Source organism: Curtobacterium flaccumfaciens UCD-AKU (assembly GCF_000349565.1).
In the GTDB taxonomy this organism is placed as follows: Bacteria; Actinomycetota; Actinomycetes; order Actinomycetales; family Microbacteriaceae; genus Curtobacterium; species Curtobacterium poinsettiae.
The window spans coordinates 341,684-356,753 of record NZ_KB714628.1 but is presented as its reverse complement, the minus strand read 5'-3'; the positions used below and the strand labels follow the sequence as shown (position 1 = coordinate 356,753).

General features: G+C 67.6%; 17 protein-coding genes. 8 read left to right on the top strand and 9 right to left on the bottom strand.

The genetic code is table 11. The features are described 5' to 3' along the window. Positions 1–46 precede the first annotated feature (46 nt). The 3 genes from trxA to H489_RS31605 all read left to right on the top strand — a co-directional run bounded on the left by trxA (position 47) and on the right by H489_RS31605 (position 2,851). Positions 47–373, top strand: a complete 327-nt coding sequence (gene trxA, locus H489_RS31610) for a thioredoxin (RefSeq protein WP_017887828.1) — start codon at positions 47–49, stop codon at positions 371–373. Positions 374–523: 150 nt separating this feature from the next. Further along, positions 524–1,828, top strand: coding sequence for a PLP-dependent aminotransferase family protein (locus H489_RS0119530; RefSeq protein ID WP_017887827.1), 1,305 nt, complete (start codon positions 524–526; stop codon positions 1,826–1,828). Positions 1,829–1,888: 60 nt separating this feature from the next. After that, positions 1,889–2,851: a D-alanine--D-alanine ligase gene (locus tag H489_RS31605; RefSeq protein WP_017887826.1), complete on the top strand. Its 963-nt coding sequence runs from the start codon at positions 1,889–1,891 to the stop codon at positions 2,849–2,851. A gap of 111 nt (positions 2,852–2,962) precedes the next feature. Here H489_RS31605 and H489_RS31600 read toward each other — a convergent pair whose 3' ends face one another. From H489_RS31600 to rpmH, 9 genes are all read right to left on the bottom strand, one after another. Next, a complete protein-coding gene (locus tag H489_RS31600; protein ID WP_031260123.1) occupies positions 2,963–3,451 on the bottom strand; it encodes an RES family NAD+ phosphorylase in 489 nt (162 codons plus the stop codon). A gap of 164 nt (positions 3,452–3,615) precedes the next feature. After that, complete coding sequence (locus H489_RS31595) at positions 3,616–4,584, bottom strand: ParB/RepB/Spo0J family partition protein (protein WP_017887824.1); 969 nt, start codon at positions 4,582–4,584, stop codon at positions 3,616–3,618. Further along, on the bottom strand, positions 4,584–5,477 hold the full coding sequence (locus H489_RS31590) for a ParA family protein (RefSeq protein WP_017887823.1): 894 nt from the start codon (positions 5,475–5,477) through the stop codon (positions 4,584–4,586). The genes H489_RS31595 and H489_RS31590 overlap by 1 nt, the downstream gene beginning before the upstream one ends. An 81-nt stretch (positions 5,478–5,558) precedes the next feature. Further along, entirely contained in the window at positions 5,559–6,218 is a 660-nt protein-coding gene (rsmG, locus tag H489_RS31585; RefSeq protein ID WP_042539979.1) for a 16S rRNA (guanine(527)-N(7))-methyltransferase RsmG, read from the bottom strand. Continuing rightward, positions 6,215–6,715 carry a protein jag gene (locus tag H489_RS31580; protein WP_017887821.1) on the bottom strand — a complete coding sequence of 167 codons (501 nt, stop codon included), beginning with the start codon at positions 6,713–6,715 and terminating at the stop codon, positions 6,215–6,217. The genes rsmG and H489_RS31580 overlap by 4 nt, the downstream gene beginning before the upstream one ends. Continuing rightward, a complete protein-coding gene (gene yidC, locus H489_RS31575) occupies positions 6,716–7,684 on the bottom strand; it encodes a membrane protein insertase YidC (RefSeq protein WP_017887820.1) in 969 nt (322 codons plus the stop codon). An 8-nt stretch (positions 7,685–7,692) separates the two neighbouring features. Beyond that, entirely contained in the window at positions 7,693–8,073 is a 381-nt protein-coding gene (gene yidD, locus H489_RS0119525) for a membrane protein insertion efficiency factor YidD (protein ID WP_017887819.1), read from the bottom strand. Next, positions 8,070–8,420: a ribonuclease P protein component gene (gene rnpA, locus H489_RS31570; RefSeq protein ID WP_017887818.1), complete on the bottom strand. Its 351-nt coding sequence runs from the start codon at positions 8,418–8,420 to the stop codon at positions 8,070–8,072. The genes yidD and rnpA overlap by 4 nt, the downstream gene beginning before the upstream one ends. A gap of 48 nt (positions 8,421–8,468) precedes the next feature. Then, a complete protein-coding gene (gene rpmH, locus H489_RS31565; protein ID WP_022889115.1) occupies positions 8,469–8,606 on the bottom strand; it encodes a 50S ribosomal protein L34 in 138 nt (45 codons plus the stop codon). A gap of 514 nt (positions 8,607–9,120) precedes the next feature. Between rpmH and dnaA the strand changes: the two genes are divergently transcribed. The 5 genes from dnaA (at position 9,121) to H489_RS31540 (ending at position 14,944) form a co-directional block, all read left to right on the top strand. Then, the gene (dnaA, locus tag H489_RS31560; protein WP_017887816.1) at positions 9,121–10,575 is read left to right on the top strand and encodes a chromosomal replication initiator protein DnaA; all 1,455 of its coding nucleotides are present in this window, start codon (positions 9,121–9,123) and stop codon (positions 10,573–10,575) included. Between the two features lie 407 nt (positions 10,576–10,982). After that, on the top strand, positions 10,983–12,128 hold the full coding sequence (gene dnaN, locus H489_RS31555) for a DNA polymerase III subunit beta (protein WP_017887815.1): 1,146 nt from the start codon (positions 10,983–10,985) through the stop codon (positions 12,126–12,128). A gap of 71 nt (positions 12,129–12,199) precedes the next feature. Continuing rightward, the gene (gene gnd, locus H489_RS31550; protein WP_017887814.1) at positions 12,200–13,087 is read left to right on the top strand and encodes a phosphogluconate dehydrogenase (NAD(+)-dependent, decarboxylating); all 888 of its coding nucleotides are present in this window, start codon (positions 12,200–12,202) and stop codon (positions 13,085–13,087) included. A gap of 31 nt (positions 13,088–13,118) precedes the next feature. Further along, positions 13,119–14,444, top strand: a complete 1,326-nt coding sequence (recF, locus tag H489_RS31545; RefSeq protein WP_017887813.1) for a DNA replication/repair protein RecF — start codon at positions 13,119–13,121, stop codon at positions 14,442–14,444. After that, complete coding sequence (locus H489_RS31540; protein WP_017887812.1) at positions 14,444–14,944, top strand: DUF721 domain-containing protein; 501 nt, start codon at positions 14,444–14,446, stop codon at positions 14,942–14,944. The genes recF and H489_RS31540 overlap by 1 nt, the downstream gene beginning before the upstream one ends. Positions 14,945–15,070 lie beyond the last annotated feature (126 nt).

Here is a 15,070-nt window from a genome sequence, read left to right as displayed (position 1 = left end):
CCGCATCGCCGTTGTACCCCCTGAACGACTTCTCGAAGGAGCACACATGTCCAACGCCAAGGCTGTCACCGACGCCACCTTCTCGGACGAGGTCCTCAAGTCCGACAAGACGATCCTCGTCGACTTCTGGGCCGAGTGGTGTGGCCCGTGTCGCGCCGTCTCGCCGATCCTCGACCAGATCGCCGAAGAGCACGCCGGCAAGATCGAGATCGTGAAGCTCAACGTGGACGACAACCCCCAGTCGGCCATGAACTACCAGATCACGTCGATCCCGGCGATGAAGGTCTTCAAGGGTGGCGAGGTCGTCAAGACCGTCATCGGCGCCAAGCCGAAGCCCGCGCTCGAGGCCGACCTCGCCGAGTTCCTCGCGTAGGTCGCCCCGCACGAACGGCCCCGCTCTCCCCGGAGAGCGGGGCCGTTCTCGTCCGGAGCCACCGGATGCCGATCGGCCCCGTCGCGGAACCCGGGTTCCCCGGGCCGATGTCGTAGTGTGGCGGGAATGTCCCACTGAACGGAGCACGCGATGACGAACGGCAACAGCCTCGACCCCTGGTACGACTCCTACGCCCAGCGCACCGCCGGGTTGAGCGCCTCCGAGGTCCGAGCCCTGTTCGCCGTCGCCTCGCGCCCCGAAGTCGTCTCGCTGGCCGGCGGCATGCCGTTCGTCTCCGCGCTCCCCAGGGAGCTCGTCACGGGCTCTCTCGACCGTGTCATGAACGAGCACGCCGCCATGGCGCTCCAGTACGGCGGGGGACAGGGCCTGCGTTCCCTCCGCGAGCACATCGTGGACGTCATGAGCCTCGAGGGCATCCGGGCCAGCGCCGAGGACGTCGTGGTCACCACGGGCTCGCAGCACGCGCTCGACCTCGTCACGCGGCTGTTCATCGATCCGGGCGACGTCGTGCTCGCCGAGTCGCCGTCCTACGTCGGTGCGATCGGTGTCTTCCGGTCCTACCAGGCCGAGACGGTGCACGTGACGACCGACGAGCTCGGGTTGGTCCCCGAGGCGCTGCGTGAGGCGATCGCGAACCTCCGCACCCAGGGCAAGCGGATCAAGTTCCTCTACACGATCCCGAACTTCCACAACCCGGCCGGCGTCACGATGAGCCGAGAGCGACGCATCGAGGTGCTCGACATCTGCCGGTCGAACAACATCCTCGTGCTCGAGGACAACCCCTACGGACTCCTCTGGTTCGACGAGCCGGCACCCCAGGCCATCCGCTCGATCGACGAAGAGGGCGTCGTGTACCTCGGCTCCTTCTCCAAGACGCTCGCGCCCGGGTTCCGCGTCGGCTGGGCACTCGCGCCGCACGCGATCCGCGAGAAGCTCGTGCTCGCCAACGAGTCGGCCGTCCTCGCGCCGAACTCCTTCGGCCAGTACGTCGTGAACGCCTACCTCGACGCCGCGGACTGGAAGGGTCAGGTCGACACCTTCCGGGGCATCTACGCCGAGCGACGTGACGCCATGCTGTCCGCGTTGGGGGAGTTCCTGCCCGACCTGTCCTGGACCAAGCCGAACGGTGGTTTCTTCGTCTGGCTGACGCTGCCGGAGTCGCTCGACTCCAAGGGCATGCTGCCGCGTGCCGTCAAGGAGCTCGTCGCTTACACACCGGGGACGGCGTTCTACGCCGACGGACGTGGCGGTGGACACATCCGCCTGTCGTTCTGCTACCCGACGCCGGAGCAGATCCGCGTCGGCGTCAAGCGGTTGGCGAACGTCGTCAACGACGAGCTCGAACTCATCGAGACCTTCGGGCCGACCCCGCGCCCCAACACGGTGGTGCGAGCGACATCGTCCGTCAGTGCACCGCCGCCGAACATCTCCTGATCAGCACTTTTGCGCGACGCTGATCGCACAGCACCGCAGTTCCACACCGGAGGACCCCGCATGGCCGAGCTCACCCGTCGTCACGTCGTCGTCGTCGCCGGAGGCATCTCGCACGAGCGGGACGTCTCCCTGCGATCCGGTCGGCGGGTCGCCGACTCACTGACCGGCTACGGCTGGCAGGTCGATCTCCGCGACGCCGACGCGCTCCTGTTGCCCGCCCTCGCGGAGTCCCGCCCGGACGTCGTGTGGCCGGCGCTGCACGGCGCCTCCGGTGAAGACGGGGCCCTGCGGGGCATCCTGGAGGCCGTCGACATCCCGTTCGTCGGCTCGCGTTCGACCTCGGCTCGGCTGGCATGGGACAAGCCCACGGCGTCCGCACTGGTCGCCCGCGCCGGCGTGCGGACCCCTCGTTCGGTGACGCTGTCGCACGACGTCTTCCGTGAGCTCGGCGCCGTCGGCGTCCTCGAGTCGATCGCCACCGAGCACCCGGTGCCACTTGCCGTGAAGCCCGCACGTGGCGGGAGCGCCCAGGGCGTGACCCTCGTCGACGACGTCAACGACCTGCCACGCGCCATGGTCACTGCCTACACGTACTGCGACGACGTCGTGGTCGAGCAGCTCATCCGCGGGACCGAGGTGGCCGTGGGGATCATCGACACCGGCGACGGCCCGGTCGCCCTCTCCGCCGTCGAGATCGTGCCCCGCAACGGTATCTACGGCTTCGAGGCTCGCTACAACGCGGGGGAGACGACCTTCTACACGCCGGCGCGGCTGTCAGACGAGTTCGCGGCGGCAGCGGCAGAAGCAGCAGTCGCCGCGCACACGGCCTTGGGACTCCGTCACCTGTCGCGCGTTGACCTGATCATCGACGGCGCCGGAACACCGTGGTTCCTCGAGGCCAACGTGCTCCCCGGGCTCACGGAGACGTCTTTGCTGCCGCAAGCGCTCTCGGCGTCGGGCTTCGACCTCGGTTGGACCTACGCCGAGCTCGCCGAGCAGGCCATCCGGGACGACCGCGCCTGATCAGTGTCGCGCGATGTTCCACGTGGAACACCGCGCGCTCGGGACCACGCCGGCGTGGTTGACGGACTTCGATGTTCCACGTGGAACGTCGCACTGCTCGTCCGGCCGATCTCATCGACGGATCACAACGGTTGGCGCGTCGTCCTCGTTCCACCGGAACAGCACCAAGTGCCACAGGCCGGGGCTCTTCCGAGACGGATCGATGAGTCCGTCGGCGCCGATCTCGAGCAAGCGGTCGCGCACCTGCCACGAGCCGGGCGTACCACCGGCGGCGGCGATGTCCTGCCATGGAGCAACAGCGTCCTGCAGGTCGATGCCGATCGAATCGAGCGTGCCTGGATCACGCAGGTCGACGATTCGTGCAGCGTCGACATCGATCGCGACGATCTCCAACGTCTCCGCACGGACGTCCCTGTGCGCGACCATCGCAGCTTCGACTCCTCCGACCGACGCACTGAGGTACAACGTCGGCTCATCGGCCCTGGAATACCGGCCCACGGAACGCGATCCCGCGATCGCGAACTCTCGGAACCTCGGATCTACGGCCCGGAAGAACGTCCCCCGGATCGCCGGCGTGAAAGGCGAGCCGCTGGTGGTCACGACGCCACCATCTCAGCTGAGGCCGATCGCGTCCACCGAAGGCGCAGCATCGTGCGGAGCGCTGCGTTGCCGCCAGAGCGCGCGGCAGGAGTAGCGCGTCCGTGGACCCCGGCTCTGGCGTCCCAGAGGCTCACAGCGCCCCACAGCGCCGCGTGAGGCCTGCTTCAGCTCTCGAGGTCCCGCACGCCCAGCTCGGCGAGGATCCGGTTGAGATCGTCACCGTTCGCGAAGTCGATGGTGACCGAGCTCTTCCGGGCGCCGACCGCGATCTTCACCCGGGTGTTCAACCGGTCACCGAGCCGCTCTGCGAGGTCGTCGAAGTGCGCCTGACGTTTCGACGGCTCGGACTTCGGCTTCGTCTGCGGGGTCTTCGAGGCGAGTTGCTGCGCGATCGCCTCAGCCGCCCGGACCGAGAGGTCTTCGTTGACGATCTTCTCTGCCAGGTACTCCATCGCCTCTGCGTCCGGCGCAGCGAGGATGGCACGGGCGTGCCCGGCAGAGAGGACACCTGCGGCGACTCTGCGCTGGACGGGGGAGGGGAGGCGCAGGAGCCGAATGGTGTTGGTGATCTGCGGTCGAGACCGTCCGATGCGCTGACCGAGCTGCTCCTGCGTGATGCCGAAGTCCGCGAGGAGCTGCTGGTAGGCAGACGCTTCTTCGAGGGGGTTGAGCTGTGCCCGGTGGAGGTTCTCGAGCAGTGCATCCCGGAGCATCGCGTCGTCAGGGGTGTCCTTCACGATCGCAGGGATCGTGCTCAGCCCGAGTTCTTTGGTGGCCCGCAGACGACGCTCACCCATGATGAGCTCGTACTGCGGGTCCGTCCCCGTCGCGCCGGCGATGGGACGCACGACGATGGGCTGTAGCACGCCGATCTCGCGGATGGAGTGGACGAGCTCCTGGAGCTCCTCTTCGCGGAACTCCTTCCGCGGCTGCTGCGCGTTGGGGATCACGTCGAGCGGGTTGAGGTTCGCCAGACGGGCGCCCGGCACTGCCACGAGATCGTCCGCCGTCGGCGCGGAGGCGGGGGAGCCGCCGGTCGGGAAGAACACATCCACGGGACGGTCCTGCTGGTCCGTCGCTGTGGGGATCAGGGCGCCGATGCCTCGGCCGAGCCCGGTTCGCTTCGGTGCCATCAGTGCTTTGCTCCTCGTGCTGCGATCTCGGCGGCCGCTTCCAGGTAGGACAGCGACCCGGTGGAGTTCACGTCGTACGCGACGACGCTCTGCCCGTAGCTGGGTGCCTCGCTCACTCGGACGGAGCGGGGGATCATCGCCTTGAGTACCTGGTCACCGAAGTGCTCCCGGACGTCGTTCGCCACCTGGTTCGCCAAGTTCGTGCGGCTGTCGTACATCGTGAGGAGGATCGTGGACACCCGGAGGTTCGGATTGAGGTGGCGCTCGATCAGCTCGATGTTCCGCAGGAGCTGGCTCAGCCCTTCGAGCGCGTAGTACTCGCACTGGATCGGGATCAGGACCTCTTGTGCCGCGACGAACGCGTTGATCGTCAGCAGACCGAGCGACGGCGGGCAGTCGATGAAGACGTAGTGGTACGGCTCGTCGAGCGATTGCAGGTACATGTCGAGCGCGGTCCGCAGGCGCTGCTCACGTGCAACGAGGGAGACGAGCTCGATCTCTGCACCGGCGAGGTGGATCGTTGCCGGCACACACCAGAGCGTGTCCGACTCGGGGGAGGCCTGGACAGTGTCGGCCATCGGTGCCTCATCGACGATGACGTCGTAGATGCTCGCGACCTCGGCCTGGTGATCGACGCCGAGTGCGGTCGACGCATTGCCCTGCGGGTCGAGGTCGATCACGAGCACTCGAGCGCCACCGTGGGCGAGTCCCGCTGCGAGGTTGACCGTCGATGTCGTCTTGCCGACGCCACCCTTCTGGTTCGAGACCGTGATGATCCGCGTCTCAGCAGGCAGCGGGAACTGCTGCGTCGCAATCGCGCGGCGGCGACGGTTGAGGTCGGCGATCTCGCGAGCGAGCGGTGTCGACGCGTCGTAGTCGGTCGATGAACTCAACGAGTGCCTCTTCCCCGGTTCGATGTTTCACGTGGAACGCGGAGCCACTGGCGGCCGGATGACCCGGCCCGAGCCGCAGCGTCAGTCAACTGTAGCCCGGAAGACGCGAGTGGTCTCGTCGACCACACCGTCTCCGAGCTCGAGCACCTCGACGTCGGAGAGGCGCTTCCGGAGGATCACCTTGCGGGCCTTCTCGATCTCCTCGTCGACACGCGCACCCTTCATCAGGATGAGCTGGCCACCGGACCGAACCAAGGGCACGGTCAGGGGGATCAGCTTCGAGAGCGCGCTGACGGCCCGAGCGGTGACCTGGTCAACGACCACTTCGTCAGCGACGTCCTCTGCACGGCCACGGAGCACCGTCACGTTCTGCAGGCCGAGGCGGTCGGCCTCACCGCGGAGCCAATCCGTCCGGCGCTCCATCGGCTCGATGAGCACGAACTCGACGTCGGGGCGGGCGATGGCGAGCACGAGGCCCGGCAGTCCTGCGCCGGAACCGACGTCCGCAACCCGGCCACGCGCCTCCAGGAGGGGTGCCAGCAACGCAGAATTGAGGATGTGTCGAGTCCACAGCCGGGGGAGCTCGAGCGGGCCGATCAGGCCCAGCTCCTCACCTCGTCGCGCCAGCTCGTCCGTGAACGACCGCGCCACCTCGATCTGGTCGCCGAACAGCGTCACGGCGGCAGCAGGCTCGGTTTCGAGCACCGGTGCGGCCGTGGGTGCCACTGGCTCGTCCGTCATCGGGTGACGACCGTGTGGCGGTCCCGACCCTCACCCTCGGACTCCGAGTGGAAGCCCTTCTCAGCGACCAGGTCGTGGACGAGCTTGCGCTCGTACGACGACATCGGGGGGAGTGCTGCCGTCGACGAACCGGCTTCGATCCGCTCGACCGCGGTGTCGACGAGACGCTGAAGTTCCTCGGCACGGGCGTCGCGCGAGCCACCGACGTCGAGGATGAGTCGGCTGAACTCGCCGGTCTCCGCCTGCACCGCGATGCGAGTGAGTTCCTGCAGTGCGGTCACCGTGTCGGGCTTCGAGAGGACACGAAGTGCCTCTCCGTCGTCGGTGACCGACAGGTACACGCGACCGCCGCGTTCCTCGATCTCGATGTCGCCATCGAGATCACAGATGTCGAGGAGTTCCTCGATGTAGTCCGCTGCGATGTCCGCTTCGTCGCGGACGTCTTCGGTCTCGGTGTCCGTCGTCTCGACGGCGGCCGCGGTGTCCTGCTCGGTCACTTACTTCTTCCCGTTCTTCTTCTGGCGCTGCTTGCCGACCGGCTGCTGACGCTGGGTGGTGACGCGCACGGGCTCGATCTCCGTCGCGCCGACGCCGGCGCCGGCCTCGGCGAGGACCGGAGTGGCGGTCCCGCGACGCTGGGCCTTCTTGGCCAGGCGGGCTTCACGAGCCAGAGCAGCTTCGGAACCCGGGGTCGGCATGCTGCGGATGACGAAGTACTGCTGCGCCATCGTCCAGAGGTTCGAGGCGAGCCAGTAGAACATGACGCCGAGGGGGAAGCTGAGGCCCGAGATCACGAAGACCAGCGGGAGGATGTACAGCATCATCTTCTGCTGGCGGTACATCGGAGACTCCTTGGTCTCCGGCGACATGTTCTTGGCGACGAGCTGCAGCTGCGTGATGAACTGCGACGCGGTCATGACGACGATCATGAAGCCGGCGATCGCGCGGACCTCCCAGCCGGAGGCGTTCGTGAACGTCTCGTGCAGCGGAGCGCCGAACAGCGCCGCGTTGCCGAACGAGGCCGCGAGGTCGTTCGTCAGCAGGCCGATGCCGGTCTTGTTGATCTGCGCTTCGTGCAGCACGGAGTACAGCGAGAAGAAGATCGGCATCTGCAGGAGCAGCGGCAGGCAGGAGCTGAGCGGGTTGGTCCCGGTCTCCTTGTAGAGCGCCATCGTCTCGCGGCTCATGGCCTCGCGCGAGAACTGGTCCTTCTTGCCCTTGTACTTGTCCTGGATCTTCTTCAGCTGCGGCGCGACCTCGAGCATGCGACGCTGCGACTTGATCTGCCGGACGAAGATCGGGATCAACGCGGCGCGGACGACGAACGTCAGGAAGATGATCGAGAGCACCCACGTGATGCCCGCGCTCGGGTCCATCCCGATGCTCTCGAAGATCCAGTGGAAGCCGACGAGGATGGCCGAGACCACCCATTTGAGCGGCCAGAGGATCGTTCCGATGATGTCCATGGGGACGGCTACGCCTTTCGAGTGCGCTGGGGGAGCAGGACCGGCCGGGCCGTTCCGACCGCGGGGTGCGGCTGCTGCGGGATCGGCGCGAGGACGAACCCGAACCGGTTGACGACGAACGGGTGACGACGTTCCTTGACGTCGTCGATGCCGCCGGCAGCCCAGGGGTTGCAGCGGGCGATGCGCCAGGCGCCCATGGCGGATCCGCGCACGACGCCGTACTGCTGGATCGCGTCGAGGGCGTACCGGGAGCACGACGGGTGGTAGCGGCAGACGTTGCCGTACAGCGGGGAGATCACCGCACGGTAGGCCCGGAGCACGACGACGCACGCGTTGCGTGGGAGCAACGCGATGACCCAGGCCAGCCGGGTCCACAGAGTGCGGTTCATGCTGCCTTCTCCACCCCGCGCGCGAAGGAGCGCGTGACGTCTTCGAGCAGGGTAGGCCATCCGGCCTGCGATGCGGCTGGCAGTACACGGACCACCACGTCGAACCCTTCTGGGCACTCGACGAGCAGGTCGTGCGCGATCGCCTTGAGCCGCCGCCTGATCAGGTTCCGGGTCACGGCGTTGCCCACCGTCTTCGCGACGATGAAGCCGAAGCGTGTCGGTCCGTCGCGGTCGGCCGGTTGGCGGACCACGGACACGACGACGTGCGCCGTGGCGCTCTTGCGACCACGACGCACGACGTTCCGGTAGTCGTCCCCGCGCACGATGCGGTTGGCGCTGGCCAACACTGCGACGCCGGGGTCAGACCGAGGACCGGATCAGGCGGATGAGCCTGATCAGGCCGAGAGCTCGGTGCGGCCCTTGGCGCGACGCGCCGACAGGATGGCGCGGCCGGCACGCGTCCGCATGCGGAGGCGGAAGCCGTGCTTCTTGGCGCGGCGACGGTTGTTCGGCTGGAAGGTGCGCTTGCTCATGATGTTCTCCACACGGCTGCTCGCGGCGAGCCGTCACGTATGTGTAGTCGTCCGGGTGCGGACGACGCAGATGGGCGCGACCAAAGGGCCGCAGTCAACTGGTTAACGGTACGTGACAGCGGCGGGCAGGTCAAACCCCCCGCGGACAGGTGGTGCCGTCACACCCGTGGCTGGTGCCGCTCGAGCCCATTCTCCACATTGGGGACAACTTCCGTTCGGTGGGACTCGGTCCGGTCCTTTACAGTGGTGTGATCGATCGCCTCGAAGGCCCGGTACGACAGGGAAGTACTCCTGTCGGACGACTCGGAGCGGTCGTGGACAACACTGTGGACAACCCTGTGGGAACCTCCGTGGCAACGAGGCTTCGGAGAACTCTCCGGAGCCACCGACGATCCGCCGGAGACGACCCTGTCCCGAGTGCGGTCGCCGAGGACGCCACGGCATGTCCGACCCCGCGGGACGCACTCTCGTCCGGCAGCGAACGCACGACACGACCCCTGGAGACGAGCGCGACATGACGATGCCGGCCGACCCCGTCGAGGACCTCTGGTCATCCGTACTCCGAATCCTCGCCGAGGACCCCCGCATCACGCCGCAGCTCCACGGGTTCCTGAACCTGGTCGAGCCGAAGGGCGTGCTCGCCGGCACCCTGTACCTCGAGGTCCCGAACGACCTGACCCGCGGCATGCTCGAGCAGCGAATCCGCATCCCGATCACCGAGGCCGTCGCACGCATCGGCGACGACTCGGTCGCGAACTTCGCGATCACGGTCAACCCGGACATGGCGTCGGAGCCGCGGGTGGACCCCAACGTGCCGGAGTACGCCGAACCCGTGCAGGAAGCCGTCGAGCAGAGTGCCGCGCCGCGTCAGTACATCGAGGCGCCGTTCGTCCCGAGCCAGATCGACTCTCCCGGCACCAGCGGGCGCCCGGAGTCGCGGCTCAACCCGAAGTACAACTTCGACAACTTCGTCATCGGCTCGTCGAACCGGTTCGCCCACGCCGCAGCCGTCGCCGTCGCCGAGGCACCGGCCAAGGCCTACAACCCGCTCTTCATCTACGGGGACTCCGGACTGGGCAAGACCCACCTGCTCCACGCCATCGGGCACTACGCCGAGAGCCTCTACCCGGGGATCCGCGTCCGCTACGTGTCGAGCGAGGAGTTCACCAACGACTTCATCAACTCGATCGCGAACAACCGGTCGAACCAGTTCCAGCAGCGCTACCGCGACATCGACATCCTGCTGATCGACGACATCCAGTTCCTGCAGGGGAAGGACTCCACCCAGGAGGCCTTCTTCCACACCTTCAACACGCTGCACGACCACAACAAGCAGGTCGTCATCACGTCGGACGTGGCGCCGAAGCACCTGACCGGGTTCGAGGACCGGATGCGGTCGCGCTTCGAGTGGGGTCTGATCACCGACGTCCAGGCGCCCGAGCTCGAGACGCGCATCGCGATCCTCCGCAAGAAGGCACAGTCGGACCACCTGCAGGTCCCCGACGACATCCTCGAGTTCATGGCGTCGAAGGTGTCGAGCAACATCCGCGAGCTCGAGGGCACCCTGATCCGGGTCACCGCGTTCGCGAGCCTGAACCGGACGGCCGTCGACATGGCGCTGGTGCAGACGGTGCTCAAGGACCTGATCACCCTCGACGAGGACAACGTCGTCGCGCCGACGGACATCATCAACCACACCGCGGAGTACTTCAAGCTCTCCGTCGACGACCTCTACGGCTCGTCCCGCTCCCAGGCGATCGCCACGGCACGACAGATCGCGATGTACCTGTGCCGTGAGCTGACGAGCCTGTCCCTGCCCAAGATCGGGCAGCTGTTCGGCAACCGCGACCACACCACGGTCATGTACGCGAACAAGAAGATCACCGAGCTGATGAAGGAGCGTCGGTCGATCTACAACCAGGTCACCGAGCTCACCAGCCGCATCAAACAGGACCGCCGCTACCGCTGAGATCGGCGGGTTCCCGGACCCATCCACCATCTGAGACGGTTCCATGGGCCGGAGTTCTCACAGTGTGGATAGCCTGTGGATAACTGTGGAGGACACGCCGCCCGGTTGTACACAGGTGGGGGGTCGCCTGTGGAGACTGGGGATGGAAGTGGATAGATGAGATTCATTCATCCCGTTAACGCTCACACACCGCTCACAAGTCACAAGCGTGTAGTTCCCTACTCCGGACCGGGATGCACAGGGTTATCCACAGTGTGCACAGGCGTTAACACCATTACTCCTGGTTAACGATCAATCTCCGCGGGACAACCTTGTGGACGGCGGGATGACAAGAAATCCGGCGCTCCTCCGCCTGTGCCAGAATGGGGCGGCCGGACAGTCCAAGCCGATCGACAGGGGTTCCAGCTGTGAAGTTCGAGGTCAACCGGGACGTCTTCTCCGAAGCCGTCTCCTTCGCAGTGAAGCTCCTCCCGCAGCGCACGACCCTGCCGATCCTGTCGGGCGTCCTGATCCACGCCGATGGCGATCGCCTGACGCTCTCGTCGTTCGACTACGAGGTCTCGGCGCAGACGTCGATCTCGGCGCAGATCGACGAACCGGGCACCGTCCTGGTCTCCGGCCGGCTGCTGAACGACATCGCGAGCCGGCTGCCGAACGCCCCTGTGTCGTTCACCACCGAGGACGCGAAGATCTCGGTCACCTGCGGTTCGGCACACTTCACGCTGCTGTCCATGCCGGTCGAGGAGTACCCGACGCTGCCGGAGATCGGTCCGCAGACGGGTGTCATCCCGGGCGACGCGTTCTCCGAAGCCGTGTCCCAGGTCGCCGTCGCCGCCAGCCGTGACGACGTCACCCCGGTGATCACGGGCGTGCAGCTCGAGGTCGGCGACAACGACCTGTCCCTCATCGCGACCGACCGCTACCGCGTCGCCGTCCGCACGATCGCGTGGGACTCCGGCCGAGTCGGCTCGGACCCCCTGCACGCGCTGGTCCCGGCCCGCACCCTGCAAGAGGTCGGCCGCACGTTCGGTTCGGCGTCCACGGTGTCGGTGTCGATCAGCGGCAACTCGGACCGCGAACTCATCGCCTTCCACGCGGACGACAAGACCGTGACGTCGCTGCTCATCAAGGGCAACTACCCGCCGGTCCGCCGGCTCTTCCCCGAGACCGTCAACGACCACGCGGTGATCAACACCGCGGAGCTGGTCGAAGCGGTCCGACGGGTCTCCCTCGTCCTGGAGCGCGAAGCCGCGCTCCGGTTCTCCTTCACGGTCGACGGGCTCACGCTCGAGGCGATCGGATCCGAACAAGCGCAGGCGTCAGAGTCGATCAGTGCGTTGTTGACCGGCGAGGAAACGGTGGTCTCGTTGAAGCCCGCCTTCCTCCTGGACGGGCTGAACGCGGTGCACTCCGAGTTCGTCCGCATCTCCTTCACCAAGACGGAGAACCCCAACAAGCCGGGCCCGGTGCTGATCACCGGCCAGACTTCGCAAGAGGCCGCAGCGACCGATGGATACCGGTACCTGCTGCAGCCCAACCTGCTGCTGCGATAGGCGCAACAGGCAACCTGCGCTGGCGCACACCACCGGCAGCATCAGCGCGACGACGAACAGAAGAGGAAATCATGCACATCGGTCTTGTCGGCCTCGGTCGCATGGGCAACAACATGCGTGCCCGTCTCCGCAACGCAGGGATCGAGGTCACCGGGTACGACGCCAACCCCGCCGTCTCCGACGTCGCTGACCTCGGCGCCCTCGCCGCTGCCCTCCCGGAGGGCAAGCGCCTCGTGTGGGTCATGGTCCCGCACGGCAAGATCACCGACGACGTGATCACCGACCTGGCCGGCGTCCTCGGCGAGGGCGACCTGGTCATCGACGGTGGCAACTCGAAGTGGCTGGACGACACCAAGCACGCCGAGCAGCTCGGTGCGCGCGGCATCCGCTACATGGACGCCGGCGTCTCCGGTGGTGTCTGGGGCAAGGACAACGGCTACGGCCTGATGGTCGGCGGTGACGCTGCGGACGTCGAGTTCGCGATGCCGGTCTTCGACGCCCTGCGCCCCGAGGGCCCCCGCGAAGAAGGCTTCTCGCACGCCGGCCCGATCGGCGCCGGCCACTACGCGAAGATGGTCCACAACGGCATCGAGTACGCGATCATGCAGGCGTACGGCGAGGGCTACGAGCTCCTCGAGGCCAAGGACCTCATCACCGACGTCCCCGCCGTGTTCGCCGGGTGGCAGCGCGGAACGGTCGTCCGTTCCTGGCTGCTCGACCTCATGGTCCTGGCCCTGAACGAAGACCCGAAGCTCGACGAGCTCGAGGGCTACGTCGAGGACTCGGGCGAGGGTCGCTGGACGCTGGAAGAGGGCATCGAGCTCGCCGTGCCGATGCCGGCGCTCTCGGCGTCGATCTTCGCGCGCTTCGTCTCGCGCCAGGGCAGTGCCTCGCCGACGATGAAGGCCGTCGCGGCGCTCCGCAACCAGTTCGGCGGCCACGCCGTCAAGAAGTCCTAGGACTTCCCGGGGGAACCCGGCCTCGGCCCGCGTGCACGTCGACCATCTCCAACTGACCGACTTCCGGAACTACCGGGAGGCGGACGTCGACCTCGCACGCGGGCCGAACCTGTTCGTCGGACGCAACGGACAGGGCAAGACCAACCTGGTCGAGGCGATCGGGTACCTCTCCACCCTCGGCTCGCACCGCGTCCCCACCGACGCAGCGCTCGTCCGCCAGGGTTGTGACGCCGCGATCGTCCGGGCTCGACTCGCGCACGAAGACCGCAGCATCCTCGCCGAGGTGCAGATCAACCGCACCGGTGCGAACCGTGCGCAGGTGAACCGTTCGGCGATCAAGCCGCGGGAGCTGCCGCGCTACTGCACGTCGGTGCTCTTCGCACCGGAGGACCTCGCCCTGGTGCGGGGCGAACCGGCCGGGCGACGCCGGATGCTCGACGAGCTGCTCGGTCAGATCGCGCCGCGGATGCAGGGTGTGCTCGCCGACTACGACCGCACGCTCCGGCAGCGGAACACCCTGCTGAAGTCGGCCCGAGCCACGGGTGCGAAGGCCAACGCCCTGTCGACGCTCGACGTCTGGGACGACCGCCTCGTGGGGCTCGGTGCCGAGATCGTCGCGGCCCGCGACCACCTGACCCGACGCCTCGCCCCCTTCGTGGCCGAGGCCTACGCCACCGTCGCCGGCGAGCACCACGACGCCTCGATCACGGGGGTCCTGTCGATCCGCGGTGGCGACCCGGAGTCCGCGGCGGCCACCGACCCCGTGCTCGGGACGCCCGACGAACCGGTCACCGTCGCGTCGGCGGCCGAGGCGTTCGCGGCAGCGCTCGAACGACGTCGGCGGGACGAACTCGACCGCGGACTCACCCTCGTCGGACCGCACCGGGACGACGTGCTGTTCCAACTGAACGGGTTACCTGCCCGCGGCTACGCGAGTCACGGCGAATCTTGGTCCTTCGCGCTGGCGATCCAGCTCGCGAGCGCGTCCATCCTGCGCGCGGAGTCGAACCTGGGCGACCCGATCATCATCCTCGACGACGTGTTCGCCGAGCTCGACGAATCGCGACGGGAACGGCTGGCGAACGCGGTCGCCGACTACGAGCAGGTGCTCATCACGGCAGCGGTGTTCGGTGACGTGCCCCCGAAGCTGGCGGCGCACACGGTGCGGATCGAAGCGGGCACGATCGTGACCGACGAGGCGGACGCGACCCGCGCCTCCAGTCCGTCGACGGACCGGACGGACGCGACGGACCGGACCCGCGCGACGGAGCCGGCGGACGCCGACACCAAGGCGGGCGCCGACAGCAAGACCGATCCGACCGACGACGACCTCACCCCCGCCGGAGCCGACGCCTGATGCCGAAGCCCCGCAAGCCCACCGAACCCTCGCAGGTGTACCGGCACCTGCGCGCCGTGTTCGGCGACCCGTCCAAGCGCGGCACCGACGCCCGCCGCCGACGCGCTCGCGAGTTCGACGCCGACACCGTGCCGTACGGGCGCGGCCGTGAGCCGAAGGGCCTCGCCGACATCGTCGGGTCGCTCGCCCACGAGCTCGGGTGGACCGAACCACTCGCCCGCTCCGAGCTCTTCGTGGACTGGCCGAGCGTCGTCGGCGAGGAGCTGGCGAAGCACTCCCGCCCGGTGACCATCGACGACGGCGCACTCGTCATCCGGTGCGACTCGACGGCCTGGGCGACCCAGCTCCGACTGATGCGCGCGACGGTCACGACCACCATCGCGGAACGGCACCCGGAAGCAGGGGTCGAGTCGATCAGGGTTTCCGGCCCGGACGCCCCCACCTGGAAACGCGGCCCCAGGACGGTCCAGGGGCGCGGTCCTCGCGACACCTACGGTTGAGGCGACGAAATCATCCTGGAGTGCCAGAAAAGCCCGTCTGTGGGGCAGATGAGCCCTCGAAAGAGGGGGCTCTGCGGTAGACTGGGAGGTGCAGTGCGCGGGCGTTCCGCGCGCAGGCAGGAGCAC

Coding starts and splice junctions, on each gene's coding strand:
- trxA (WP_017887828.1), top strand. CDS start 47: ATGTCCAACGCCAAGGCTGTCACCGACGCCACCTTCTCGGACGAGGTC.
- H489_RS0119530 (WP_017887827.1), top strand. CDS start 524: ATGACGAACGGCAACAGCCTCGACCCCTGGTACGACTCCTACGCCCAG.
- H489_RS31605 (WP_017887826.1), top strand. CDS start 1,889: ATGGCCGAGCTCACCCGTCGTCACGTCGTCGTCGTCGCCGGAGGCATC.
- H489_RS31595 (WP_017887824.1), bottom strand. CDS start 4,584: ATGGCACCGAAGCGAACCGGGCTCGGCCGAGGCATCGGCGCCCTGATC.
- rsmG (WP_042539979.1), bottom strand. CDS start 6,218: ATGACGGACGAGCCAGTGGCACCCACGGCCGCACCGGTGCTCGAAACC.
- yidC (WP_017887820.1), bottom strand. CDS start 7,684: ATGGACATCATCGGAACGATCCTCTGGCCGCTCAAATGGGTGGTCTCG.
- yidD (WP_017887819.1), bottom strand. CDS start 8,073: ATGAACCGCACTCTGTGGACCCGGCTGGCCTGGGTCATCGCGTTGCTC.
- rpmH (WP_022889115.1), bottom strand. CDS start 8,606: ATGAGCAAGCGCACCTTCCAGCCGAACAACCGTCGCCGCGCCAAGAAG.
- dnaA (WP_017887816.1), top strand. CDS start 9,121: ATGACGATGCCGGCCGACCCCGTCGAGGACCTCTGGTCATCCGTACTC.
- gnd (WP_017887814.1), top strand. CDS start 12,200: ATGCACATCGGTCTTGTCGGCCTCGGTCGCATGGGCAACAACATGCGT.
- H489_RS31540 (WP_017887812.1), top strand. CDS start 14,444: ATGCCGAAGCCCCGCAAGCCCACCGAACCCTCGCAGGTGTACCGGCAC.